A 22,966-nucleotide genomic window follows, 5' to 3' on the forward strand; every position below is an offset into this window, starting at 1 on the left:
TCTTCATTTGAACATAAAAAATGCTTTCATATTCAGTTATGAGAGCATTTTTTTTATGTTTACTCTACGGTTCTTTCATTAAATAAAGAAACCTCCATTTGAGACACTATACAATTTGGCCCTTGCTTTGCCGTTTCTGGCTTAGCAAGGGCTTTCTTTCGTAGAAAGCCCGTTTAAACTTCCCCTTGTTTTAGTCTCTGCATAATTATTTTTGCCAATATTATTGGTAATTTCTTGCAGATATGGCCATTTATTTGTACCTTTGTATAGTTCTTTTAATTATATAGATACTATACATATTTATGGCTATTCCAGAAGAGATAAAGTCAGTCGCCCGCCCCAAAAGTACGATAGTCCGACAGAGAGGCAGTCGTTTTGTCGTCATAAAAAGGACGAGCAAAAGAATTAACGGGAAGCCTATCCCCGTAGACCAAGGAACGGTAGGAGAAATTGTAAACGGCAAGTTTGTCGAGGGCTCATATATGCGCAAGAAAAATCAAGTGGATATTAAAGATTATGGAGAGGTGGCTCTCTGTGACAAGTACGGCAGTGGACTTCTTCAAGAACTCGCCAAGGTTTGGAATCTCGACGATGCAAAGCGCCTCTATGTCATTGCCTTGCTCCGTGCTTCATATGGAGGCATCATGAACCGTGACTTGCAGATACAGTACCTCTGCTCATTTGCATCAGAGATGTATCCGGGAGTGCATTTGTCTGAGACGGCAGTGTCCGGGTTTCTTGTGAAGATAGGCAAGGCGTACTCCCTTATCTGTGAGTTCATGCGCAATAGGGTGAACACCTTTACCGGCGGTGACATGGTTATCGATGGCATGCTCAAGGACTACAATGCCAAGACGGGGAGTCTGTCGGAGTTCTCGCGCAAGGGAGCGAAGAAAGGCTCCAAAGATATCAGCTTGCTGTATGCTTTCAACCCATTGACGCGTGAGCCCATAGCGGCAAAGCCTTACGCAGGCAACATGCTGGATCAGACGGCGATAGACGACTTTGTAGCGGAGTATGAGATTAAGAATGGTCTGATGGTATTCGACAAGGGTTTCTACAACGACAAGCTTTTTGAGAAAGTCGACAAGATGGAAGGACTGGCATACCTGATACCGTTGAAGCAGAATTCGGCGTTCATAAAGAATTACAAGATGGATGAGCCGACAATGCCATTGAAAGACTATAAGGACGGAACGATTCTATACAAAAAGCAAAAAATGTCAAACGGCAAGTTCCTCTACTCTTTCCGCGACCCGAAGGCAGCCTCCGAACAGGAGATTGGATATGTGCAGAATGCCAACAAGAAAGATAACTTCAAGGCAGAAAGCTATGTCGAGAGGAAAGGTTTATTCGGTCTGATTGTCTTCAAGTCAAAAGCTGACCTTGACCCATTAACCGTCTATTTAGCCTATTCCCAGCGATGGTCTGTGGAGACTCTGTTCTGGCTATACAAGAATATCGTTGACCGTGACACGGTAAACGTGCATTCCGACTACAGCGTATATGCCACCGAACTGATTAATTTTCTCTCCGTCGTCATAACGACAAGGGTTAAAAATGAGTTTGTCAAGCTGGGGCTAAGCAAGAAATATTCTTACAAGGCTATATTCAGATACCTTTCAAAATACAAGAAGGTGAGAACCAAAGATGGTGGTAAATGGGGTACGGCAACCATGCTTAAATATATAGAAGAGCTAGTTGCTATGCTTGGTGTATAGTGTCTCAAATGGAGGTTTCTTTAATATATAGAAGAGCTAGTTGCTATGCTTGGTGTATAGTGTCTCAAATGGAGGTTTCTTTAATTAAAATATTCGATAGAAGCAAGGTACGATAAGAGAATAGGGGTAATAATAATTCATATTTTATTATTCATCGCCTTCTCTCCGTATAATATTGAATATCAACGCATTACTAATATATGCCATTTTGCGTTGTAAAATGGTCCGTTTTAGAACGTAAAACGGTCCATTTCGCGAGCTGAAATGGACCGTTTTGGAAGCCAAAATGATATATAATTGATTGGTGTAAATATATTTCAATATCGGTCTGGCGTTGTGTTGTTCCTTTCCAAGCTACAGGTAAGCTTGAGAAATAGCCTTGCTATAGATTAATCTCTGTATCGACAGAAAACCTAAACGAAAGAGTCTCGATGTTTGTTCTCTTACTCTGATTATCTCGCGATTTCCTGTCGATATGAAGAAACTATAGAAATTGCTTGTTTAATCTTTCTTCGAGGGTTTTGTAGCGATAACGAAGTAGAGAATCAGAGCGATGTAAGCCACGAGCGATAGGAGTTCCGAAGCGTGGTTAGCCCACCAAGCACTGTAATCGAAGTCGACGCCTCCGAACTTCAGCAAAGCTGAGACAACGCCCATGAGCGCACCTCCAGCGATGAATCCGCTTGCAAGGAGAGTACCTTTGTCGACGCGAGCCTTGTTAGCTGCTGCATCCTTCGACCGACTACCCACATACCAGTTGACAGCTCCACCGACAATGAGTGGAATGTTCAGCTGTATTGGAATGAACATACCCAATGCAAACGCCAATGCCGGTACTTTGCAACGATCGAGGATAAGAGCAATGAGGGCTCCGATACCATATAATATCCATGGTGCACCCTGACCGCTCATCAGCGGTGAGATGACAGCTGCCATAGCGTGAGCCTGAGGAGCCGCAAGAGCATCACCCTTAAAACCATAGGTCTCGTTGAGCAGCATCATCACACCGGCAACGGTAGCTGCGCTGACGATAGTACCCACGAATTTGAAGGTCTCCTGTTTCTTTGGCGTAGTGCCGAGCCAATAACCAATCTTCAAGTCGGTGATGAACGAGCCTGCCATGGAGAGTGCTGTGCATACGACACCACCCATGAGCAAAGCCGCCAACATGCCGGCGTTACCCTTCAATCCTACGGCCACCATCACTACCGACGCAAGAATCAGTGTCATCAGCGTCATTCCCGACACCGGGTTGCTGCCTACGATAGCAATGGCGTTGGCTGCTACGGTAGTGAAGAGAAAGGCGATGACAGCCACAAGGATGATGGCTACCGTGGCGTGGAGAAGATTGAAGTTCATTACTCCGAAGAAGAAGAAAGCGTAGGTGATGAGCAGGGTAGCGACGGAGCCTATGGCAATGACCTTGAACGAGATGTCGCGTTGTGTGCGGATAATCTCCTCGCTGCCGGCTCCCTTGCCTTTCATCTCACGGGCAGCAAGACCCACGGCACTCTTGATGATTCCCCAGCTCTTGACGATGCCGATGATTCCGGCCATGGCTATTGCTCCAATGCCGAGGCTGCGGCCATAATTGGAGAAGATGTCCTCCGGACTCATGGAGCCTACAGTGGTGGTGATGGTGGGGTCCCATTGATTCATGACCGTATCGGGGAAGATAATGGCCATTAGCGGCACTACTATCCACCACACGAAGATGGATCCTGCGCAGATGATTGCGGCATATTTCAGTCCGACGATATATCCGAGTCCGAGCACTGCCGCTCCGGTGTTGACTTTGAAAACGAGTTTCGCCTTGTCAGCGATAGTCTCGCCGAATCCAATCATTCGGCTGGTCACGTTCTCATTCCACCATCCGAAGGTAGCGACTACGAAATCGTAGAGACCACCGATAAGTCCGGCCATAAGCAGGGGCTTGGCCTGACTTCCGCCTTTCTCTCCCGATACCAGCACTTGCGTTGTGGCTGTGGCCTCAGGGAAAGGATATTTTCCGTGCATATCCTTGACAAAGTACTTCCGGAAGGGAATCAGAAAGAGTATTCCGAGTACACCGCCGAGGGCTGCAGCGAGGAAAATCTTAAAGAAGTCGGCCTGTAAATCGAGCATATATATTGCCGGCATGACGAAGATGCCACCGGCAACGACGGCTCCCGAACATGCACCGATACTCTGGATGATAACATTCTCGCCGAGAGCATTCTTGCGCTTAGTGGCCTGCGAGAGACCGATGGCGATGATGGCTATGGGGATGGCGGCTTCGAAAACCTGTCCCACTTTCAGACCGAGATAAGCTGCTGCTGCCGAGAAGAGCACGGCCATGAGCAGTCCCCATGTCACCGACCACGTCGTGACCTGAGGATAATCTCTGTCGGGTTTCATGATTGGGGTGTACTCCTCACCTTCCTTTAGTTCGCGAAAGGCATTCTCAGGAAGCTCAATGTTTTGTTGTTCTTTATTGTCCATTTCTTTTTGCTTTGTTTTGTTCGCAAAGGTACAACAAAAAGATAACAAAACCGAAAGAAATGTTATATAATCTCGACGATTGTAAGTAAATTGCCCTCAACCTTGAATCTCACGTTATGGCCGGCATAGGTCATGCCGTAAATTCGGTTGCTGTCGTGGTGGTAGTGCGGACGGGGGTCGAGCGACAGAATCTGCTGGAGCTCACGAGTCTGTTTGTCAGTGAGTTTCTCGCTGATATCATCGGGGATTGACACTTCTAATGTGGCCCATTTTCTCTTATCGGTGAATCCGGCTTTGGCATCGGGATGAGCGTCGACATAGGGTAGGTAGGGCTTGATGTCGTAGATGGGTGTGCCATTCATGAGATCGGCTCCGGCAACGATAATCTCGCCATTGTCCTCGCCGAGGATTCTCACCGACGACAGTCCGAGGCCATTGGGACGGAACGGTGAGCGCGAAGCGAAAACGCCCACCCGCTCATTGCCGCCGAGACGTGGCGGACGCACCGTGAGGTGCAGATTGCGGCTGTCGGTTTCGTCGGTCGAGGCCTTTGCAGTTTCATTGTTGTTGTCGGCCTCACGGGTTGCTGATGGCTGTGGCTCGTTAGCCGAGAATCCCCATATCAGCCACAAATAATCGAAATCGGCAATGCCGCGGATGGCATTGGGGTCGTTGTATGGTGGTAGAAATACGATGCGCCCCGTTACCGCCTCCGTCAGTCCACTCTGCCGCGGAATACCGAATTTGGAGCCGTAGGGCGATTTGAATACCGCCACAGGCTTTATCATCTTGTCGAAATCGTGGTTTTCAGCTTGCATCGTTTTTCGTCTGCTATTCAATGTTTTCTACTTTCGGCGATTTTGCCGATGGCTCTTGTTTTGGACTTGCGGGAGCTGCGGTGGCCTTGTCGGCGTCAGTCTGCGAGCCTGCGTCGGCCGATGCGTCGGCGGCACTGCCATCGTCGGTCTCTTCCTCAGTATTATCCACGTTGTGGCTGTGGTGCCTTACGTTGCCTCTGATGCTGTTGTACAGCTTCTTGGCCTGCTCCTCCTCTTCCTTGTTGGCCGAGTCGGCAGCAGCAGTGTCACGGCGCAGGGTGTCCTGCTTGACTACGAGCTCCTTGTCAGCAAGATTAGAGTCGGGCTCTATTTCTGTGCGCGTGTACTCGGAGCCTCCGCTGTGGCTCGTGTAGTAGAAAGCGCTGAAGAGGACAATGATTATCGTTCCTACAACGATGAATATCCTCAGTCCTTTGCTTAGTTTAGGATCGTTATTGTTGTCGCTCATCGTACGATGGATTTTCTTTGTTAGTCTTAATTACCGCTTTTCTATATGAAAGGTGGCCGTAGAGTGGTCCTCGGGAATCTCGAGGGTGACATAGAGCTGGTCGGTGGTGAACTTGAACACTTTGTTTGTGCCCACAGTATCCTCACCTGCCGGTGTCGGCTTAGTGTAAGTCAACTCGTCGGCTGATGTTGAGATGCTCTGTGAGTTGGTGTAGATAATGTCGATGCTCTTGAGCTGGTTTTCGAGATAGGAAACTCTCACCAGCGAGCTGTTGTTGTCCTTTCCGTGCCACTCGAAGTCTTCGCCAAGATACATATTCCCTTTCGTGAAGAAGAGCTCGTGGGTAGTGCCCTGAGCCTCTTTCCTCATCTGATAGCCCTTTTCGCCGAGAGTCTTCAGCGAACCGGTTTCGGTGAGGGCCTTTACAGCGTCAAGATATGTATAGTCGCTTTGTGCCGATACTGTCAGTGCCAGCATAATGGCCAGCGAAAGCATAATAATTTTCTTCATTTTCGTCGTTAATCTTTTATTAGTGAATCGTAATTTATTGGCAAAGGTAATAAGAATTTGAAAATGAATGGCGATATTGTGGGAATTAATTTGATTATACAAGAAATTTTAAATAAAAAAAGCCTTCCGAGGGAATCCTTGGAAGGCTAATACTTATGATAAAACCATTACTCTGATGGTTGGCTCTTACTTGTTGCGGAATACCAGTCCGTCGCCGAAGCAGTCGACAATGATTGGCTTGTCGCGGTTGACTTTCTCGGCGAGGATAGCTTTCGAGAGATCGTTGAGTACGTATTTCTGTATTGCTCTCTTCACCGGCCGTGCACCGAACTCGGGATCGTAGCCCACATCGGAGAGGAAGTCGACGGCCTGCGGTGTCCACTTCAGTTCGAATCCCTGCGGCTCAAGCATCTTCTTGACGCGGCCAAGCTGCAGCTCCACGACTCCTCCAATCTGCTTCTTCGTCAGCGGCAGGAACATTATCGTCTCGTCGATACGGTTGAGGAACTCCGGACGGATAGTCTTCTTCAGCATCTCCATGACGTAAGCCTTAGTATCGTCGACAACCTTCTGGCGGTTGCTGTCGTTGATTTTCTCGAACTGCTGCTGTATGTACTGGCTACCGAGATTCGACGTCATGATGATGATAGTATTCTTGAAGTTCACCGTCCGACCCTTGTTGTCGGTCAGCCGTCCGTCGTCGAGTACTTGCAGCAGGATGTTGAACACGTCGGGGTGGGCCTTTTCAATCTCATCGAAGAGCACTACCGAGTATGGTTTGCGCCTTACGGCCTCGGTGAGCTGTCCGCCCTCATCGTAGCCGACGTACCCTGGAGGCGCTCCAATAAGCCGTGAGACACTGAACTTCTCCTGATACTCGCTCATGTCGATACGCGTCATCATCGACTCGTCGTTGAAGAGGTAGTCGGCCAAAGTCTTGGCCAGCTCCGTCTTACCGGTACCGGTAGTGCCGAGGAAGAGGAATGATGCTATCGGGCGGTTAGGATCCTGCAGTCCGGCACGGCTGCGGCGCACAGCGTCGGCCACGGCGTTGATGGCCTCGTCCTGACCGATGACCCGCTTGTGGAGCTCATCCTCAAGATGGAGAAGTTTCTCCCTCTCGCTCTTCATCATCTTCGTCACCGGTATACCTGTCCAGCGGCTGACAACCTCAGCGATGTCGTCGGCAGTCACTTCCTCGCGGACCATTGCCGCACCGCCTTGCGTCGACTTCAGTTGCTCTTGGATTTTCTTAATATCGTCGTCGAGTTCCTTCAGCTTCGAGTAGCGAATCTCAGCAACCCGCTCGTAGTTGCCCTCACGCTCAGCGCGCTCAGCCTCATACTTCAGGTTCTGAATCTGCTGCTTGTCCTGCTGAATCTTGTTTACAAGAGCTTTCTCGCTTTCCCACTTTGCTCTGTAGGAGTGCTCCTTGTCCTTGAGTTCGGCAATATCCTTGTCGAGCTGTGCTATCTTCTCGGTGTCGTTCTCACGTTTGATGGCCTCACGCTCAATCTCGAGCTGCTTCAGCCGACGGGTAATCTCATCGAGCTCCTCCGGCACCGAGTCGCGCTCCATTCTGAGCTTTGCCGCCGCCTCGTCCATGAGGTCAATGGCCTTGTCGGGGAGATAACGGTCGGAGATATACCGCTCCGAGAGTTTCACGGCAGCAATGCACGCATCATCCTGTATTCTCACCTTGTGGTGGTTCTCGTAGCGCTCCTTCAGTCCACGGAGGATGGAGATAGCGTCGAGTTCACTCGGCTCGTCGACCATCACCGTCTGGAACCTGCGCTCCAGGGCCTTGTCTTTCTCGAAGTATTTCTGATACTCTTCGAGCGTTGTAGCTCCTATGGCACGCAGCTCACCGCGGGCCAGTGCCGGTTTGAGAATGTTGGCAGCGTCCATGGCCCCCTGACCGCCTCCGGCACCGACGAGAGTGTGAATCTCATCGATGAAGAGGATTATCTCGCCATCGGATTTCGTCACCTCTTTTATTACTGACTTCAACCGCTCCTCAAACTCACCCTTATATTTGGCTCCTGCGAGCAGTGCTCCCATATCGAGTGAGTAAAGTTGCTTGTTCTTCAAATTCTCCGGCACATCGCCGCGGACGATTCTCTCGGCGAGTCCTTCCACGATAGCTGTCTTACCCACACCTGGCTCACCGATGAGGATAGGGTTGTTCTTCGTGCGCCGCGACAGAATCTGCAGCACACGTCTTATCTCCTCATCGCGGCCGATGACCGGGTCGAGCTTACCGCCGCGTGCCCTCTCGACGAGGTTCGTAGCGAATTTCGACAGGGCATTGTAATTCTCGTCGCCGCTTTGGGTCTGAACTTTCTGCCCCTGACGCAGCTCCTGAATGGCCATGGTCATCTCTTTCTCGGTGCATCCGGCATCCTTCAGAATCCTTGCTGCCGGACTGTTGACAGTGAGCAGGGCGAGGAGCATGGGCTCGATGGATACAAACTCGTCGCCGAAACGCTGTGAGATGTCAAGGGTCTTCTGCATCACCTTGTTGGTATCGCTTGAGAGATAGGGCTCTCCACCGCTGACCTTAGGCAGATGCTTTATTTCGTTGTCGATGGCTCTGTCGATAATTTGGCTGTTGATGCCAAGCTTTTGGAATACATAGTTGGTAACATCCTTGCCCTTGTCCATGACACCGGCGAGGACGTGTACTGGCTCAATGGCTTGCTGACCATTGCGCTGAGCGTTGTTTATGGCGCTCTGTACTGCTTCCTGGGCTTTAATTGTAAACTTGTCAAATGTCATAATCTTTTCCTCCTTTAATTTGTTATTTCTGCCCTCTAAGAGTCAAAAAATATGCCCGGCAAAACGTACGTGACATTTTGTCGGGCTTTAATGACTTATTGGCAGTGTGATACCGCATCGTTCTGCCGATATTATAATCAGTAAGTGATAAATAGAATCTACGTTTTGCAGCTAAGGAATCACTTGTGATAGTATTTCTCGGCGGTGTCAACGACAGTCTGGACGATGCGTTCAGCCACGCGACCGTCCCACCGCTCGGGAATAGCACTCTGCTTCCACTGGCCGCTGACCATCTTCCGTGTGGCCTCGGCAAGTTTGTCTGCATCCTCGCCTACGAGAACATTGGTTCCTACCTTCACCGTCTCGATGTGCTCGGTGTAGCTGTTCAGCGTGATGCAAGGCACCTGGTTGAACGTTGCTTCCTCAGCCACATTACCGCTGTCGGTGATAATGCCGAGGGCATGCTTGGTGAGATAGGAGAAGGGCAGATAGCCCAACGGGTTGATGATATGGAAGTTGTGGAGGTCAAGACCGCGGTGCAGTCCGATCGACGTTATTGTCTCTACGGCCGGATTACGCAGTGGTGCTATGACTGGTGTGTCGCCGCAGGCCTTCAGCATTCCCGTTAGCATGGCTAAGAGATTGTCTCTGTCGGCGAGCAGGGCCTTTCGGTTAAGCGTGAAGACGATGTAGCGTGGTTTTGTGCAGTTTTCGTTGCCGTCGTGGGTCGTAAGTCCCAATGGTTCGAGCACATCCCTGCTTGTCACCGCTCCCGCAGCCTCAATGGCGTTATGACAGTGGCGCAGATTGTCGGTGAGGATATTGCCAACGCAGTAGACTTTCGACAGTTCTGCCCCCTCGCGGTTGGCAATGGAGTTGTTGCTTATTCCGGCGGTGAAGAGCAGATCGGAGAGTCCGTCAATGACAAGACGGTTTATCTCCTTTGGCATCTTGATGTCGAACGATCTCGTGCCGGCGGCGATATGCGCCAGGAGAATGCCCTGCTTCTTCGTGACGATGGCAGCGGCCATTGTCGAGGCAAGGTCGTCGACGACGATGACGGCATCGGTGTGGTGGTTCTGCAGATAGGCCTCAAACTTTGCCATCACCTGGCCGGTGAGTTCATTGAGGTTCTGACAAGTCACTGACAGATAGACGGCAGGACGCTGAATGTCGAGGTCGTCGAAGATGGTGCCCTCGAGAGTAGGGTCGTCCTCGGCACCGGCATAGATGAGCGTATAGGTGAGTGCCTCACCCCGTTTCTGCAAATTGGTTATTTGTCGGATGACGGGTGCCACTTTGATGAAGTTCGGCCTCGCACCGCAGAATATTGCTATTTCCATTTCTTAATTGTTAGCGCTGCCTTTGTCGTCGGCAGCATTCTTCGTTTATCGTTATAGTTGGCTACTGAGCCTTGAAGAGTTCTTTGATGCCTCCGAGACTGCCCATGAGTCCTGAGGCCTCGTAGGGCAGGAATACGGTCTTCGACTTGTCGCCGCTTGCCACTTCCTGAAGCATCTTGATGTAGTTCTGCGCAAGAAGATAGTTGGCCGGGTTCGTGCTCTTGCCTACGGCAGCCGTAATCTTCTCGATGGCCTGAGCCTCGGCCTCGGCCTTGCGGATGCGGGCTGTGGCCTCACCCTCGGCAATGAGTATGGCCTGCTGCTTCTCGGCCTCGGCGCGGTTGATTTTCGCTGCTTTCTCACCTTCCGACTGTAGTATCTGCGACTGCTTCTCGCCCTCGCTGGTGAGGATTGTGGCACGCTTGTCGCGCTCGGCCTGCATCTGTTTCTCCATGGCCTGGAGAACGCTTGCCGGCGGCGTGATGTCCTGCAGCTCCACTCGGTTCACCTTGATACCCCACTTGTTGGTGGCATCGTCGAGAACACCGCGCAGCTTGGTGTTGATGGTGTCGCGGGAGGTGAGGGTCTGGTCGAGCTCCATCTCACCGATGATGTTTCGCAACGTTGTCTGGGTCAGTTTCTCGATGGCGTTGGGCAGGTTGTTGATTTCGTATACAGCCTTGAACGGATCGACAATCTGGAAGTAGAGTAGGGCGTTGATCTGCATCTGAATATTATCCTTGGTGATGACATTCTGCCGGTCGAAGTCGTACACCTGCTCGCGCAGGTCAATGGTATTTGTATAAGTGTAGCGGCCGTTCTTCAGGGCCACGATGTCCTTGGCGCGGTCGATGAACGGTATAATAATGTTTATACCAGGCTTCAGGGTAGCGTAGTAACGGCCGAGACGCTCTATAATTTTTGTCTCGCTCTGAGGGATGATGACAAGTGTCTTCTTGACCAATACGATGGCAAGGACGACGATGACAATCAGTACGATTGCTCCAATGCTGAGTTCCATAATCAAATCTTTTTAACGGTTAATATTATGCTGTTCATTTCGAGTACTTCAACCTTCTCGCCCACGGCGGCCTGCTGCCCGTTGTCGGTATGGGCTTTCCAGCTGTCACCGTCAATCTTGACGTATCCGTAGCCGTCGGCAGGAATGGCATCGGTGACGGTGCCGACCCTTCCTATGAGGGCCTCATAGTTGCTCTTGCGGTCGTGGTCCTTCTTGTGGAAGTATTTGAGCATGACCGGACGGACGAAGAAGAGGCTCAGCACTGATACTGCCGCGAAGATGATTACCTGCCACATGGTGCTGTCGATGATCCACGATGTTATCATTCCTCCAAGTCCGCCAACGGCGAAACAGAATATAAAGAAATCGCCGTTGGTGAGCTCAAGGATCAGACAGACTATGCTCACGATGAGCCATGCCTGCCACATATTGTCTGCGAAGTAGGATAGCATAGGAATTAGGATTTATTGGTAGTTTTGGTGATGTAAAGAACTTTCGCCCCTCCTGACGGTTACCGGCGTCTCTTAGTCTTGCCTTTGCCCGTCTTTGTGGTCGTCGTTCTTGTTGTTGTTTTCGTCGTTGATGGATGATAGTATTTCAGAGCCTCGGGCAGCCATCCCTTGATGTCTCTGACGCGTTTCTCGTCCGACGGGTGGTCGCTGAGCCACGACTGCAGACCTGCCTGCTGAGTGCCGGAGTTGGCGTTGGCCATGCGTGTCCAGAAAGTCACTGCCTCATTGGGGTCGTAACCTGCCATGGCTGCGAAGATAAGCCCCATGTGGTCGGCCTCGCTCTCGTTGGCGCGGCTGTGCTTGGCGTTGGCAAAGGAGAAGGCCGTAGATGCAATATTCGATGCCACATCGCCGGCTCCTGCGCTGACCTGGTTGAGCACTGCACCGCCGATGCTGGTGGCTACCTGCTGACGATACTGCTTGCTCATCTGCTCGGCACTGTGCTTGGCTACAGCGTGGGCAATCTCGTGGCCGAGAACGATAGCCAGGGCTGTTTCGTTCTTCGTCACAGGAAGGAGGCCGGTGTAGACGACAATCTTTCCGCCGGGCATGCAGAAGGCGTTGACCTCATCGTTCTGCACAAGGTTGAACTCCCACTGGAAGTTGTTGACCTCGTTGGCATAGCCGTTATTCTTCAGGTAGTTATCTACGGCGTTAGCCAGCCGCTGACCCACGCGCTTGACCATAGCCGTCTGAGTGGCATTGGTGGAGAGCTTTGCCGTCGACATATATTTAGTGTACTCTTGGTTGGAGAGTGCAAGAACCTGACTGTCGCTGACCGACAGGCTGTGCTTACGGCCGGTGATTGGTACTGTCGATGTGGTGCCGCAACTGAACAAGGTCATGGTTAAGACCAAAGCCAACAAGAACTTTATCTTTCTCATTTTTTTATTAAAATTTTTTGTTATATCAATACTGCAAAGGTAATAAAAATTTTTGGAAAAAGCAACAAGAAAATGCCGAAATATATTTGGGAAAATTGTCTGAATCTGACGATACAAAGCAAAAAATCATCGGAATCTCTTTGTGGATTGTATAACAAAAAGGAGTAACAACCACCCCGACATGCTACTCAGAATAAAGCGTATCGTGGCTTGTATAACAAAAAAAGAGGAACAACCACCCCGAGATGCCGCAGTCTGAAATAAAGCCTACTGTGGATTGTATAACAAAAAAGAGGAACAACAATCGTTGCTCCTCTTTTGTGCGCCCTTAGGGACTCGAACCCTAGACCCACTGATTAAGAGTCAGTTGCTCTACCAGCTGAGCTAAGGGCGCTTGCAATCATTTTTGTTTCGATTTGTGCGCCCTTAGGGACTCGAACCCTAGACCCACTGATTAAGAGTCAGTTGCTCTACCAGCTGAGCTAAGGGCGCTCATTTCTTGATTGCGGGTGCAAAGGTACGCTTTTTTTGGTAACCAGCAAAAAATATTTCGATTTTTTTTCGTTTTTGAGTAAAAAATCTTTGTTCCCGGCCTCCAAACAGACTATTTCGACCCTTCTTTTGGCCATTTAATCCTTGAATCTCACCCTCAGCCCTATGATTTCCTATTGGGTACTTTGGCTGCCTATCGACTCCTCTGATTTCCTATAGGTCCCTATTATTTCCTATTTAGAACCGCATTGTTTCCTATAGGCTCCTATTATTCCTATAGTGGGGAAGGGAGTTAGAGAAGGTTCCGATACCTATAAATGCGACGGTGCGACGGTGCGACACTGCGACGGTTGCTCTTTAGTCTTCTTGTATTTCCTGCTATTTTCTCCCTTCTGTCTTATGTCCTGGCTTCCAAAGGTTCCGTTTTGGAACGTTAGGAGCAGTGCGATGCCGAACTCCGGTGATGCGATGATCTTCTCTATCGTCGGTGCCGTGGCATAGGCGCCGTGGCGGCGGATGGAGGGCAGCACCTCGGCGGTGACCCAGTGCTTGAACTTCTTGGCAGAAGGGAGCTTCGAGGAGATGACGAGGGAGTAAAGGCCCGACTCGTTGATGATGGTTGCGTTTTGCTCTCCGCCAGGGGTGTCACATTTCGTTACCCCCTTGTCTTCGTCATCTACATGGTCTGCAATAGCCTTTCTTGTGTTTGCATATCCGAGTGCCACTGCCACATCTTTTCCCACGAACCACGGTTCCCCGTCTTTTTCTATTGCCCGGATATCACCGAACATCTCGTGATGAAAATTTATCAATTCGTTGTTCATTTTTTTTATTTTTGAGTTAATAGATTATGTGCGAGGCCAAACTTCGGTTGTGCGATGATGCGCTCCAAGGTCGGTGCCGTGGCATAAGCCCCGTGGCGGCGGATGGAGAGCAGCACCTCGGCGGTGACCCAACGCTTGAACTGCTTTGCAGAAGGGAGCTTCGAGGAGAGGACGAGGGAGTAGAGACCCGACTCGTTGATGATGGTCTTGTTTGGGTTTTCTTGAATTCCGTCGTGAAACGCGACGGTATTTTTTCCCAAACTGGGTGGTGATTTGCAACCCCATCTTATCTTCTTCATCGACATGTGCTTACAGAGCATTCATAGCAAATGCCCCGCAGCAGCGAGGGTGGGGTTTATCCCCGTCCTACCAACAGCGGATAAGATACAAAGCAAATGCCCCGCAGCAGCGAGGGTGGGGATAAACCCCACCCCTACTTGGATGTATGCTGCATTGCTGCACTCTGTAGGGGCTGGGTTTATCCGAAGCTGCTGAAAAAGTACCTTTTTCAGAAATGTGCTATATAAATTCAATTCGCATTGCATATTCATACTGCCCATACAGCCCTGACGCCATGCCATTTTTGTACAAGTTTTGGCTTTCGACTAATGAAAAATTAACTGTGTTACGGGGCTTATAGAGCCTCTGTGGCTGTCTATAAGAAAGAAAGACTAAAATGGCTCCCGTTAGCCATTTTTTCGCGTTAATTTCAAAATTCGCATTAAATTATACGCAAAGATGGTCATGGCACCCTGTATTTTCATACTATAGATGCCATATGATAGAGTCTTGCGATAGCCGTATACGTTCTTTAGTATCGCGTTTACTTGTTCTACCTTAAATCGCTCCTTTATTCGTTCTCTAAATTCCGGGGTCTTGCAGAACTTCATTTGCTCTTCCTGTTCTGGGGTCTTTATCGGAATGGAGTAGTATCGCGTCTTTGAGCCTTGCTTGAGGCATTTGTCTTTGAGCTTGCAGCATTCGCACTTATCGGGGTCAAACCTGAACTGTAGTCTGTCATTGCCCTTACTTTTTTTCTTATATCTGATTATTGACTTGCCCACTGCTAAATGCCCGGCAGGACAAGTGTACATTCCAGCGTCCTTGTTGAGTTCAAAACCGTCATCCTTATTCTCATTGCTTTTGTACAGCATAGGATTCGGCCTTGCATAAAGGGTGAATTTCTCTTCCTTGGCAAGTTTCAGATTGTTGTCTCCTCCATAGGCCCCGTCGCCGAGCACGTCATCCACCTTCTTGTCTTCTTCGGTTGCGCCCAGATTGTTCTTGCTCTTTTGCACAAGGGTGCGCAGCTCTTTTCCATCAGCCTTCTCACCGGTAGTTATATTGGCCGCCGTGATTATCAACTCCGGGGTAGTCATAATTTCAGTCTTGTAGCCGAAGAAAGAATCTTCTGATTTATGACCGACACGGGCATCATTATCCTTTACCGATGTCGTAAAGTGGTCCTCGATGTCCTCTATCGTCTCCTCAAGAAGATTAACGTTCTCTACGACAATGGGTATGTCGCTCATGATTTTCTTTTCCCGAATAATGGATATAAGTTCGCGGCTGTACGCCATTTCAGCCTCAAGATTCTTGCCCGACGGCTTCTCCGGAAACATTTTCCGGTATGTGTCAGGCTCTTTAGTGTTGTCATATATGCTTGCTCTGAGCTTCCTGCTTCGAAGCTGGAGAATCTCGACGGGCGCAAATGGATTGTAGGTCGAGCACGTGTGCGTGGCGTCCACAATCAGGGTGCGGGATTTTATTACACCAAGGTCAACAGCCAGCGCAACACTCTTGGTAATCAGGAAATCAAGCAGATTCGAGTCGGCCAGACGCTGGCGACGGAAGACACTCAGCAGGCTGGGGTCTATTACAGGATCTTCAGGAGCGAGGTCAAGGAAATATTTGAATGCCATGTCAGACATACAACGTTCTATCAAACCTCTGTCCGACATGCCGTACAGGCATTTCAGGAACAAATATTTGAACATTCTGACAGGGTCTTCAGCAGCCCGCCCCATTTTGACATTGTATTTCTTTTCCACCTCTTCACGGACAAAATTGAAGTCAATTTTATCTTTCAGAATTCTGAGCTTATGAGTTTTTGGCACAACAACATCGTAAATTGTGCTATAAGAACTCAATTGGAGTTTGGTTTGTCGTGACAGCATATTCAAGTCATCTTAATACGTTGTAAAGATACTAATTTTCAGTCACATAGCCAAATTTTTCAGGGATTATTTTGAGGCCATAATTGCATAAATATAACATAGAGCACACAAATTGGGAGAGTTGCCGGACTTTTTCAGCAGCTTCGGTTTATCCCAGCCCTACCAACAGCGGACAAGATACAAAGCAAATACCCCGCAGCAGCGAGGGTGGGGATAAACCCCACCCCTACGTTGGATGTGTGCTGCAGATGTCTTATTATCAGCGGTTTGCAGAGAAATTAGGGATGGTTAGTGGCTTTTGCCATTTTCCAAGCCGCATGTCAGAACCGGCCTTATGTAGCGGTGTAGCGGTGTAGCGCATGAGCAATGAGCAATTAGCAGTGAGCAATGAGCAAGTAGGGGGGGGAGTTAGGGGTTTTCGCTATTTCTGTTTTCATCAGCATTCTTATTTTCGACTTGCAAATATACAACCTTTTTCGAACTCACCAACTCCCCGCCCTTTTCTTTTCCTCCCCTCATCCGCTACACCGCTACCTCACTGCTCATTGCTCACTGCTCATTGCTCATTGCGTTGCACCGCTACACCGCTACACCGCTACATTTATAGCTATCACATGTCGGAATAAGCGTATTTGTAAAAAAAGAAGATAAACAAACAAATAACATAAAATGCTAATATTTAATAAATTAAATAATAATATAATATATAGTATTATAATATATTTTTACTCTATAGTCTCATTTTCTGTGTTTTCCTCGTCGCATGTCTGTATCGGCCTTATGTAGCGGTGTAGCGGTGTAGCGGTGTAGCGCATGAGCAATGAGCAAAGCAATGAGCAATTAGCAATTAGCAGTGAGCAGTGAGCAATTAGAAGTGAGCAAGGGGGAGTTTAGGAGTTAGGAGTTTTCGCTATTTCTGTTTTCATCAGCATTCTTATTTTCGACTTGCAAATATACAACCTTTTCCGAACCCTCCAACTCCCCGCCCTTTTCCTCCCCTCATCCGCTACACCGCTACCTCACTGCTCATTACTCATTGCTCATTACTCATTGCGTCGCACCGCCACACCGCCACACCGCCACACCGCCACGTTTATACCTATCCGATGTCGGTGAAGTGTAAAAAAGTAAAAATAATATACCATTGTTATAGCAGATATAAAATGTTGATTATTAATAATATAAATAATATAATAATATATAATAATATAATATATTTTTACTCTATAGTCTCATTTTCTGTCCTTTCCTCGCCGAATGTCAGAACCGGCCTTATGTGGCGGTGTGGCGGTGTGGCGCATGAGCAATGAGCAGTGAGCAATGAGTAATGAGCAATGAGTAATGAGCAGTGAGTAATGAGCAGTGAGTAATGAGCAGTGAGCAATGAGCAGTGAGTAATGAGCAATGAGCAGTTAGGAGACACTCCTGCCAAACGATATATATACAGTGAACGAATAATAATTACGCCCCTCGCAAACCATAAATTCAGGAAAATGAGGGTTACGGCTTGTTGTTAACAGATTTTAACGGCAATAAAGGGCGGAAATTTGGAATCGGCGTTTTTGTTTGCTACCTTTGCCGACAGAAAGAATCCTCGCAAATATCCCATTTCCTCCGGGCGGTCGCCGCCGCTACGACAATCATATATTTCGGCAGTCCCCACCTGCCAAAACTGAATGCAAAGATTATTCTATAGGAGCTATAGACGCTATCGGAGCTATAGACGCTATCGGAGCTATAGACGCTATAGGAGCTATAGGAGCTATAGACGCTATCGGAGCTATAGACGCTATCGGAGCTATAGACGCTATAGGAGCTATAGGAGCTATAGACGCTATCGGAGCTATAGACGCTATTGGAGCTATAGACGCTATAGGAGCTATAGACGCTATAGGAACTATAGACGCTATAGGAACTATAGACGCTATAGGAGCTATAAGAGCTATAGAAAACTATTGCCCCTACAGCAACCCGCGGAGGCTTGGGGGCTCCCCCATGCCTCGCTCAGAGCAGGCCTTTGGTGGAGGGCAGCTCGAAGTGATAGATATCGCGCCTGACAGCCATCTTTAGGGCTCGTGCGAGAGCCTTGAATATTCCCTCTATCTTATGATGCTCGTTGGTGCCCTCGGCTTTGATATTCAGGTTCATTCGTGCGGCATCGCTGAGACTCTTGAAGAAATGTAGGAACATCTCCGTGGGCATGTCGCCAATCTTCTCGCGGTGGAAATCGGCATCCCAAACAAGCCATGGGCGTCCGCCGAAATCGAGGGCCACCTGGCATAGACAGTCGTCCATGGGCAGACAGAACCCGTAACGCTCTATGCCGCGCTTATCGCCTAAGGCCTTGCCAATACACTCGCCGAGGGCGATGGCCGTATCCTCGATAGTGTGGTGCTCGTCGACGTTGAGGTCGCCTTTGGTGTGGATGGTGAGGTCCATCATACCATGTTTGCCAATCTGCTCGAGCATGTGGTCGAAGAATCCGAGTCCCGTGTCGATATCGCATTTTCCCGAACCGTCGAGGTTCAGCCGGATATAGATGTCGGTTTCTTTCGTTGTCCGCTTAACCTCAGCAACCCTTTCTCCGGCAAAGAGGATCTCGGCAATCTTGTCCCATGTCATTCCGTCCTTGCCGAGGATGAGGGCCTTGCACCCGATATTCCTTGCAAGCTGTGCGTCACTCTCCCTGTCGCCGATGACAAAGCTGTCGGCGAGGTCGTACTTCTCGTTGCCGATGTATTCTTTCTCTAACATTCCGATGCCGGGCTTGCGCATTGGCGAGTTGTCGGCGGGGAAATGGTTGTCGATGAGCTGGTCGTCGAAGGTGATGCCCTCGCCGCGCAGAGTCTGAAGGATGAAGTTGTGGACCGGCCAGAAGGTTTCCTCGGGAAAGGCGTCGGTACCGAGCCCGTCCTGGTTGCTGACCATGACGAATTTGAAGTCGAGTTTCTTACGTATGAATCCGAGGTTTCGGAACACTCCGTCGACGAATTTCAACTTTCCGAATGAGTCGACCTGCTCGTCGTCGGGCTCTTCGACGATGGTTCCGTCGCGGTCGATGAACAATACCTTTATCTTATTCATTTTTTGTTGCTTTGATTTCGTTGTTTGTGTTTTCCCGTTTCCGTTGCTGCTGGATGTTGTCGCGTGTGAGGATGGCTCCATGGGCATAGGCCAGGGCGTAAGTCTGCCACAGCTGTGCGAAGAGGAAGAAGAATCCCGTCAGTGCGCCGACGAAGAAGAGTATGAGCGGGAACAGTGCCGGTAGTCCTGAGGGGTCACCTCCGCTGACCCCTAAATGGTCGCAGATGATACCGTAGACGCATATATAAAGAGGTATACAGAGGACGAGCGATAGAGCCACCATGATAATGCAGCTCATGAGCAGGGTGGAGAAGAGGTAGCCCCAGTGCTTGAAACCCGTGAGCAGGGCTTTGACGGGTCTCGGCTGTTCCTCGAGCATCGTCTCCATAGCCACGTTGATACATGGGATGCATATCAGCGGAACGACGAAGAATGGTATAGCCCACATCATGGCCTTGGTGGCGCGCCATAGCTTTTCCTTCGGTTTTCCGCCGTCGATGAGCTGGAACAGTCGGCCGTTCCAGAATATCGAGGCTACCACGAGAGCCGCGATGGCAGCAATTTCGGCCGGAAGATAATGGAAGTAGAAGGCCACAAGGGTCAGTCCGAGGATGACTCCGAAGACCAGTGCCTCTATCCATGATCCGATAAGTATTGTACGAATGTTGGCCCGGAAGAGTTTGTATCCCGATGCCAGACTTGCAGAGAAACTGCGGTATTTATATATCTGATCCATATTAATTTCTTCGTCTGAATTCAGCGCATACTATCGCTGTTGCTATTGCCACGTTGAGTGAGTCGGCTGTTGTGCGTCCCTGCGGATAGTTGGGTATGAGCAGTGGCTTGTTGACGATACTCATGACCTCCGCCGATATGCCGTTGCCCTCGTTGCCCATAACGATGAGTCCGGCGGCAGCGAGATCCGTAGAGTAAATGTCGTTGCCGCCGAGCGATGTGCCGTAGACGGGGAATCCCTTGGGGAGAGCCCTGAGCAGCTCCGGCAGGTCGGTGTAGTGCACCCTCACGCGGGCTATGCTGCCCATGGTGGCCTGAATAACCTTAGGGCTCCAGCAGTCGGCAGTCGTGTGGGAGCAGTAAATGTCCTCAATACCGAACCAGTCGGCAATGCGGATGATGGTGCCCACGTTGCCGGGGTCCTGAACGCCGTCAAGGGCCAGCGAGAGCTTACTGCTGTCGACGACGGGAGCACACTCTGTATCTTCCTCAGCCACATAGTTAGGAAATCGGAAGATGCCCACTACACCTTGTGGATGCTGCAAGAAACTTACTTGGCGCACGTCGGCATCATCGTCGATAATCTCGTCGGCGGTGAACCCCGCCGCTTGCAGATCGTCAACGACTTTAGGCCCCTCAGCAACGAAGAGCCCCGTCTTCAGCCGGCCTTTCTTTGTAGCCAGCGACTTGATGAGTTTTATTCTGTTTTTTGAAATCACATTGCAAAAATACAAAAAAGTATCAACAAAAGCCATGAGGTCATAAGTTTTTTGTATCTTTGCCGAAAATTTAGCGAAAATTTATGTTTAGGGATAATAAAAGAGTAGTTGTTCATTTTCTTTTTGCCGTCGTCGTAGTCATGCTGATTACGGCATGTTCGGCAAGTAAGTTTATCCCCGACAACAGATATATGCTCGACAAGGTGGTAATGAAATCGGACAGACCCGGCTTTGATGCTGCCCAGCTGGCTCCCTACATCCGTCAGAAGTCGAATTCGCGCTGGTTCTCGCTCTTTAAGATTCCTCTTGGAACCTATTCGCTTTCGGGCAAGGACACTACGAAGTGGATCAACCGCACACTGCAGCGCATCGGTGAGCAGCCTGTGCTTTTCGACTCGGCTCAGGCGCGGCTCTCCTGCGAGGACCTGCGCACGGCCATGCAGAATATGGGCTATATGAATGCGAGTGTCGGCTTTGAGGTGAAGAAGAAGCGCAAGCGCCGTATAGATGCCGTCTATACGCTTCATCCCGGTGATCCGTTTCTCATCCGCCATTTCAGCTACGACATCCAGGACAGCGGTGTGGAGCGGGTTCTGCGGCCGTTCATCACGAAGAATTTTGCGCCCCGCCAGTTTACCGTTGCCGACCTCGACAAGGAGCGCACGCGGCTCACGGCAATCCTCAACGATTCGGGCTATTATCACTTCCATAAGGACTTCATACAGTTCTCGGCCGACAGTGCCCGTGGCTCCCATGATGTCGACGTGACCCTCCATCTGATGAAATACCGTAAGACATCCGACGACAGTGCCGTCAGCCATCCGCGCTATAGGATAGGTGCCGTGAGATTCGTTGCCGGCGACAGCACCGGTCTGCACCTGCGGCGGTCGGTGCTCGCCAACAGCTCGGCCATCAGCGAGGGCAGCTATTTCAGCTCCTCCGCCCTCAAGCGCACTTACAACAACTTTGGTCGGTTGGGAGCTGTGAGGTACACGAATATCGACTTTGCCGAGCATCCCGACAGCAATCTCCTCGACTGTAATATTCAGATTTTCAACCAGAAACCCAATACCATCTCCTTTCAGCCCGAGGGCACCAACACCTCCGGCGACTTCGGTGCGGCAGCGTCGCTGACATATCAGAACCGGAACATCTTCCGTGGCTCCGAGCTGTTCAGTTTGCAGCTGCGGGCCGCTTTTGAGGCTATATCGAAACTCGACGGCTACGATGCCCACGATTATGAGGAGTACAGTGTCACAGGGTCGCTGCAGTTCCCACGATTTGTGGCTCCGTTCCTTTCCGACCGACTACGCTACCGCAGTACGGCAACATCGGAAATAGCTGTGTCATGGGACTTGCAGAACCGCCCCGAATTCCATCGGCGAGTGTTCTCGTCGGCGTGGAAATACCGGTGGAGCGACCATAAGCATGACATAAACTACAACCTCGACCTCCTCGACCTCAACTACGTCTATATGCCGTGGATAAGTCCGACGTTCAAGCACGACTATCTCGACAGCGTATCGAACCGCAATGCCATTCTGCGCTACAACTACGAGGACCTCTTCATTATGAAGGTGGGTTTCGGATTGTCGTACAGCAATGCGCGTAACGCGCTGAGAGCCAACGTTGAAACGGCCGGCAACATACTGCGCTTGCTCTCGAAACCATTGTCGTTCAGCCGCGATGCCCAGGGCCACTACCAGCTCTTCAATATCGCTTATGCCGAATATATGAAGTTCGATTTCGACTATACTCACCACATTCCTCTCGCTCCCGAAACTCAACTCGTGTTGCACACCGACTTTGGAATAGCGTGGCCTTACGGCAACAGCTCGGTGCTTCCCTTCGAGAAACGATACTTTGCCGGTGGAGCTAACTCGGTGAGGGGATGGAGCGTAAGAGAGTTGGGACCGGGAACTTTCCGGGGCCACGACGGACGTATCGACTTCATAAACCAAACCGGTGACATGAAACTCGACCTCAATGCTGAGATGCGGTCGCATCTGTTCTGGAAGTTCGACGGAGCTGCATTCATCGACGCGGGAAACATCTGGACCCTGCGCGCTTACGCTGATCAGCCCGGTGGCCAGTTTAAGTTTAAGAATTTCTATAAGCAGATAGCATTGGCCTATGGTCTCGGTCTGAGGCTGAACTTCGATTATTTCATCCTGCGCTTCGATATGGGAATGAAAGCTATCAACCCGGCTTACGAGAATAACAAAGAGCATTATGCCATCATTCATCCTGACCTCGGCCGCGACTTCACGTTCCACTTCGCCGTCGGTCTGCCGTTCTGATGAATGGCTGAGAGTTCTTCGCAGCTGCGCTATAATACATTGATAATTAATGAGTTACACCTATCCGCCGTAGGGGCGGGGTCTATCCCCGTCCTCGC

Annotated in this window: 18 protein-coding genes and 2 tRNA genes; 3 read left to right on the plus strand and 17 right to left on the minus strand. The window is 50.0% G+C overall.

What is annotated here, in order from left to right:
- Positions 1 to 302 precede the first annotated feature (302 nt).
- On the plus strand, positions 303 to 1,721 hold the full coding sequence (locus LDN30_RS06125) for a transposase (protein ID WP_223929004.1): 1,419 nt from the start codon (positions 303 to 305) through the stop codon (positions 1,719 to 1,721).
- 501 nt (positions 1,722 to 2,222) lie between these two features.
- Here the strand turns inward: LDN30_RS06125 and LDN30_RS06130 are convergent.
- The 14 genes from LDN30_RS06130 to LDN30_RS06195 form a co-directional block, all read right to left on the minus strand.
- Positions 2,223 to 4,202, minus strand: a complete 1,980-nt coding sequence (locus LDN30_RS06130) for an OPT family oligopeptide transporter (protein ID WP_223929005.1) — start codon at positions 4,200 to 4,202, stop codon at positions 2,223 to 2,225.
- A 62-nt stretch (positions 4,203 to 4,264) separates the two neighbouring features.
- Positions 4,265 to 5,020, minus strand: a complete 756-nt coding sequence (locus LDN30_RS06135) for a tRNA (N6-threonylcarbamoyladenosine(37)-N6)-methyltransferase (RefSeq protein ID WP_223925887.1) — start codon at positions 5,018 to 5,020, stop codon at positions 4,265 to 4,267.
- Positions 5,021 to 5,033: 13 nt separating this feature from the next.
- Complete coding sequence (locus LDN30_RS06140) at positions 5,034 to 5,489, minus strand: zinc ribbon domain-containing protein (protein ID WP_223925888.1); 456 nt, start codon at positions 5,487 to 5,489, stop codon at positions 5,034 to 5,036.
- Between the two features lie 30 nt (positions 5,490 to 5,519).
- A complete protein-coding gene (locus LDN30_RS06145; RefSeq protein ID WP_223925889.1) occupies positions 5,520 to 5,999 on the minus strand; it encodes a hypothetical protein in 480 nt (159 codons plus the stop codon).
- Positions 6,000 to 6,185: 186 nt separating this feature from the next.
- Positions 6,186 to 8,777 (minus strand): ATP-dependent chaperone ClpB, encoded by a 2,592-nt coding sequence (clpB, locus tag LDN30_RS06150; protein WP_223925890.1) that lies wholly within the window; start codon positions 8,775 to 8,777, stop codon positions 6,186 to 6,188.
- A 179-nt stretch (positions 8,778 to 8,956) separates the two neighbouring features.
- The gene (locus LDN30_RS06155; RefSeq protein ID WP_223929006.1) at positions 8,957 to 10,120 is read right to left on the minus strand and encodes a UDP-N-acetyl glucosamine 2-epimerase; all 1,164 of its coding nucleotides are present in this window, start codon (positions 10,118 to 10,120) and stop codon (positions 8,957 to 8,959) included.
- 61 nt (positions 10,121 to 10,181) lie between these two features.
- Positions 10,182 to 11,141, minus strand: a complete 960-nt coding sequence (locus tag LDN30_RS06160) for an SPFH domain-containing protein (RefSeq protein WP_223929007.1) — start codon at positions 11,139 to 11,141, stop codon at positions 10,182 to 10,184.
- A 2-nt stretch (positions 11,142 to 11,143) separates the two neighbouring features.
- Positions 11,144 to 11,593: an NfeD family protein gene (locus LDN30_RS06165; protein WP_223925893.1), complete on the minus strand. Its 450-nt coding sequence runs from the start codon at positions 11,591 to 11,593 to the stop codon at positions 11,144 to 11,146.
- 59 nt (positions 11,594 to 11,652) lie between these two features.
- A complete protein-coding gene (locus LDN30_RS06170) occupies positions 11,653 to 12,537 on the minus strand; it encodes a M48 family metallopeptidase (RefSeq protein WP_223929008.1) in 885 nt (294 codons plus the stop codon).
- Between the two features lie 321 nt (positions 12,538 to 12,858).
- Positions 12,859 to 12,931 (minus strand) — tRNA-Lys (locus LDN30_RS06175).
- A gap of 25 nt (positions 12,932 to 12,956) precedes the next feature.
- Positions 12,957 to 13,029, minus strand: a tRNA-Lys gene (locus LDN30_RS06180).
- A 311-nt stretch (positions 13,030 to 13,340) separates the two neighbouring features.
- Positions 13,341 to 13,853: a BRO-N domain-containing protein gene (locus tag LDN30_RS16585; RefSeq protein ID WP_223925895.1), complete on the minus strand. Its 513-nt coding sequence runs from the start codon at positions 13,851 to 13,853 to the stop codon at positions 13,341 to 13,343.
- A gap of 5 nt (positions 13,854 to 13,858) precedes the next feature.
- A complete protein-coding gene (locus LDN30_RS06190; RefSeq protein WP_223929009.1) occupies positions 13,859 to 14,113 on the minus strand; it encodes a BRO-N domain-containing protein in 255 nt (84 codons plus the stop codon).
- Positions 14,114 to 14,539: 426 nt separating this feature from the next.
- Positions 14,540 to 16,030: an IS1182 family transposase gene (locus LDN30_RS06195; RefSeq protein WP_223929010.1), complete on the minus strand. Its 1,491-nt coding sequence runs from the start codon at positions 16,028 to 16,030 to the stop codon at positions 14,540 to 14,542.
- A gap of 1,575 nt (positions 16,031 to 17,605) precedes the next feature.
- Between LDN30_RS06195 and LDN30_RS06200 the strand changes: the two genes are divergently transcribed.
- Positions 17,606 to 18,100 carry a hypothetical protein gene (locus tag LDN30_RS06200; RefSeq protein ID WP_223929011.1) on the plus strand — a complete coding sequence of 165 codons (495 nt, stop codon included), beginning with the start codon at positions 17,606 to 17,608 and terminating at the stop codon, positions 18,098 to 18,100.
- On the opposite strand, the gene hisB is transcribed toward LDN30_RS06200, so the two are convergent.
- Genes hisB through LDN30_RS06215 form a run of 3 tightly spaced genes read right to left on the minus strand, consistent with a single transcriptional unit; the run spans position 18,035 to position 20,568 of the window.
- Entirely contained in the window at positions 18,035 to 19,114 is a 1,080-nt protein-coding gene (gene hisB, locus LDN30_RS06205; RefSeq protein ID WP_223929012.1) for a bifunctional histidinol-phosphatase/imidazoleglycerol-phosphate dehydratase HisB, read from the minus strand. The two genes, LDN30_RS06200 and hisB, sit on opposite strands and share 66 nt — an antisense overlap.
- Positions 19,107 to 19,850, minus strand: coding sequence for a hypothetical protein (locus tag LDN30_RS06210; protein WP_223929013.1), 744 nt, complete (start codon positions 19,848 to 19,850; stop codon positions 19,107 to 19,109). The genes hisB and LDN30_RS06210 overlap by 8 nt, the downstream gene beginning before the upstream one ends.
- A 1-nt stretch (position 19,851) precedes the next feature.
- Positions 19,852 to 20,568: an RNA methyltransferase gene (locus LDN30_RS06215; protein ID WP_223925899.1), complete on the minus strand. Its 717-nt coding sequence runs from the start codon at positions 20,566 to 20,568 to the stop codon at positions 19,852 to 19,854.
- A gap of 83 nt (positions 20,569 to 20,651) precedes the next feature.
- Here LDN30_RS06215 and tamL point away from each other — a divergent pair, with 83 nt between their 5' ends.
- Complete coding sequence (gene tamL / locus LDN30_RS06220) at positions 20,652 to 22,868, plus strand: translocation and assembly module lipoprotein TamL (protein WP_223929014.1); 2,217 nt, start codon at positions 20,652 to 20,654, stop codon at positions 22,866 to 22,868.
- Positions 22,869 to 22,966 lie beyond the last annotated feature (98 nt).

The organism is Prevotella lacticifex, assembly GCF_019973375.1.
In the GTDB taxonomy this organism is placed as follows: domain Bacteria; phylum Bacteroidota; class Bacteroidia; order Bacteroidales; family Bacteroidaceae; genus Prevotella; species Prevotella lacticifex.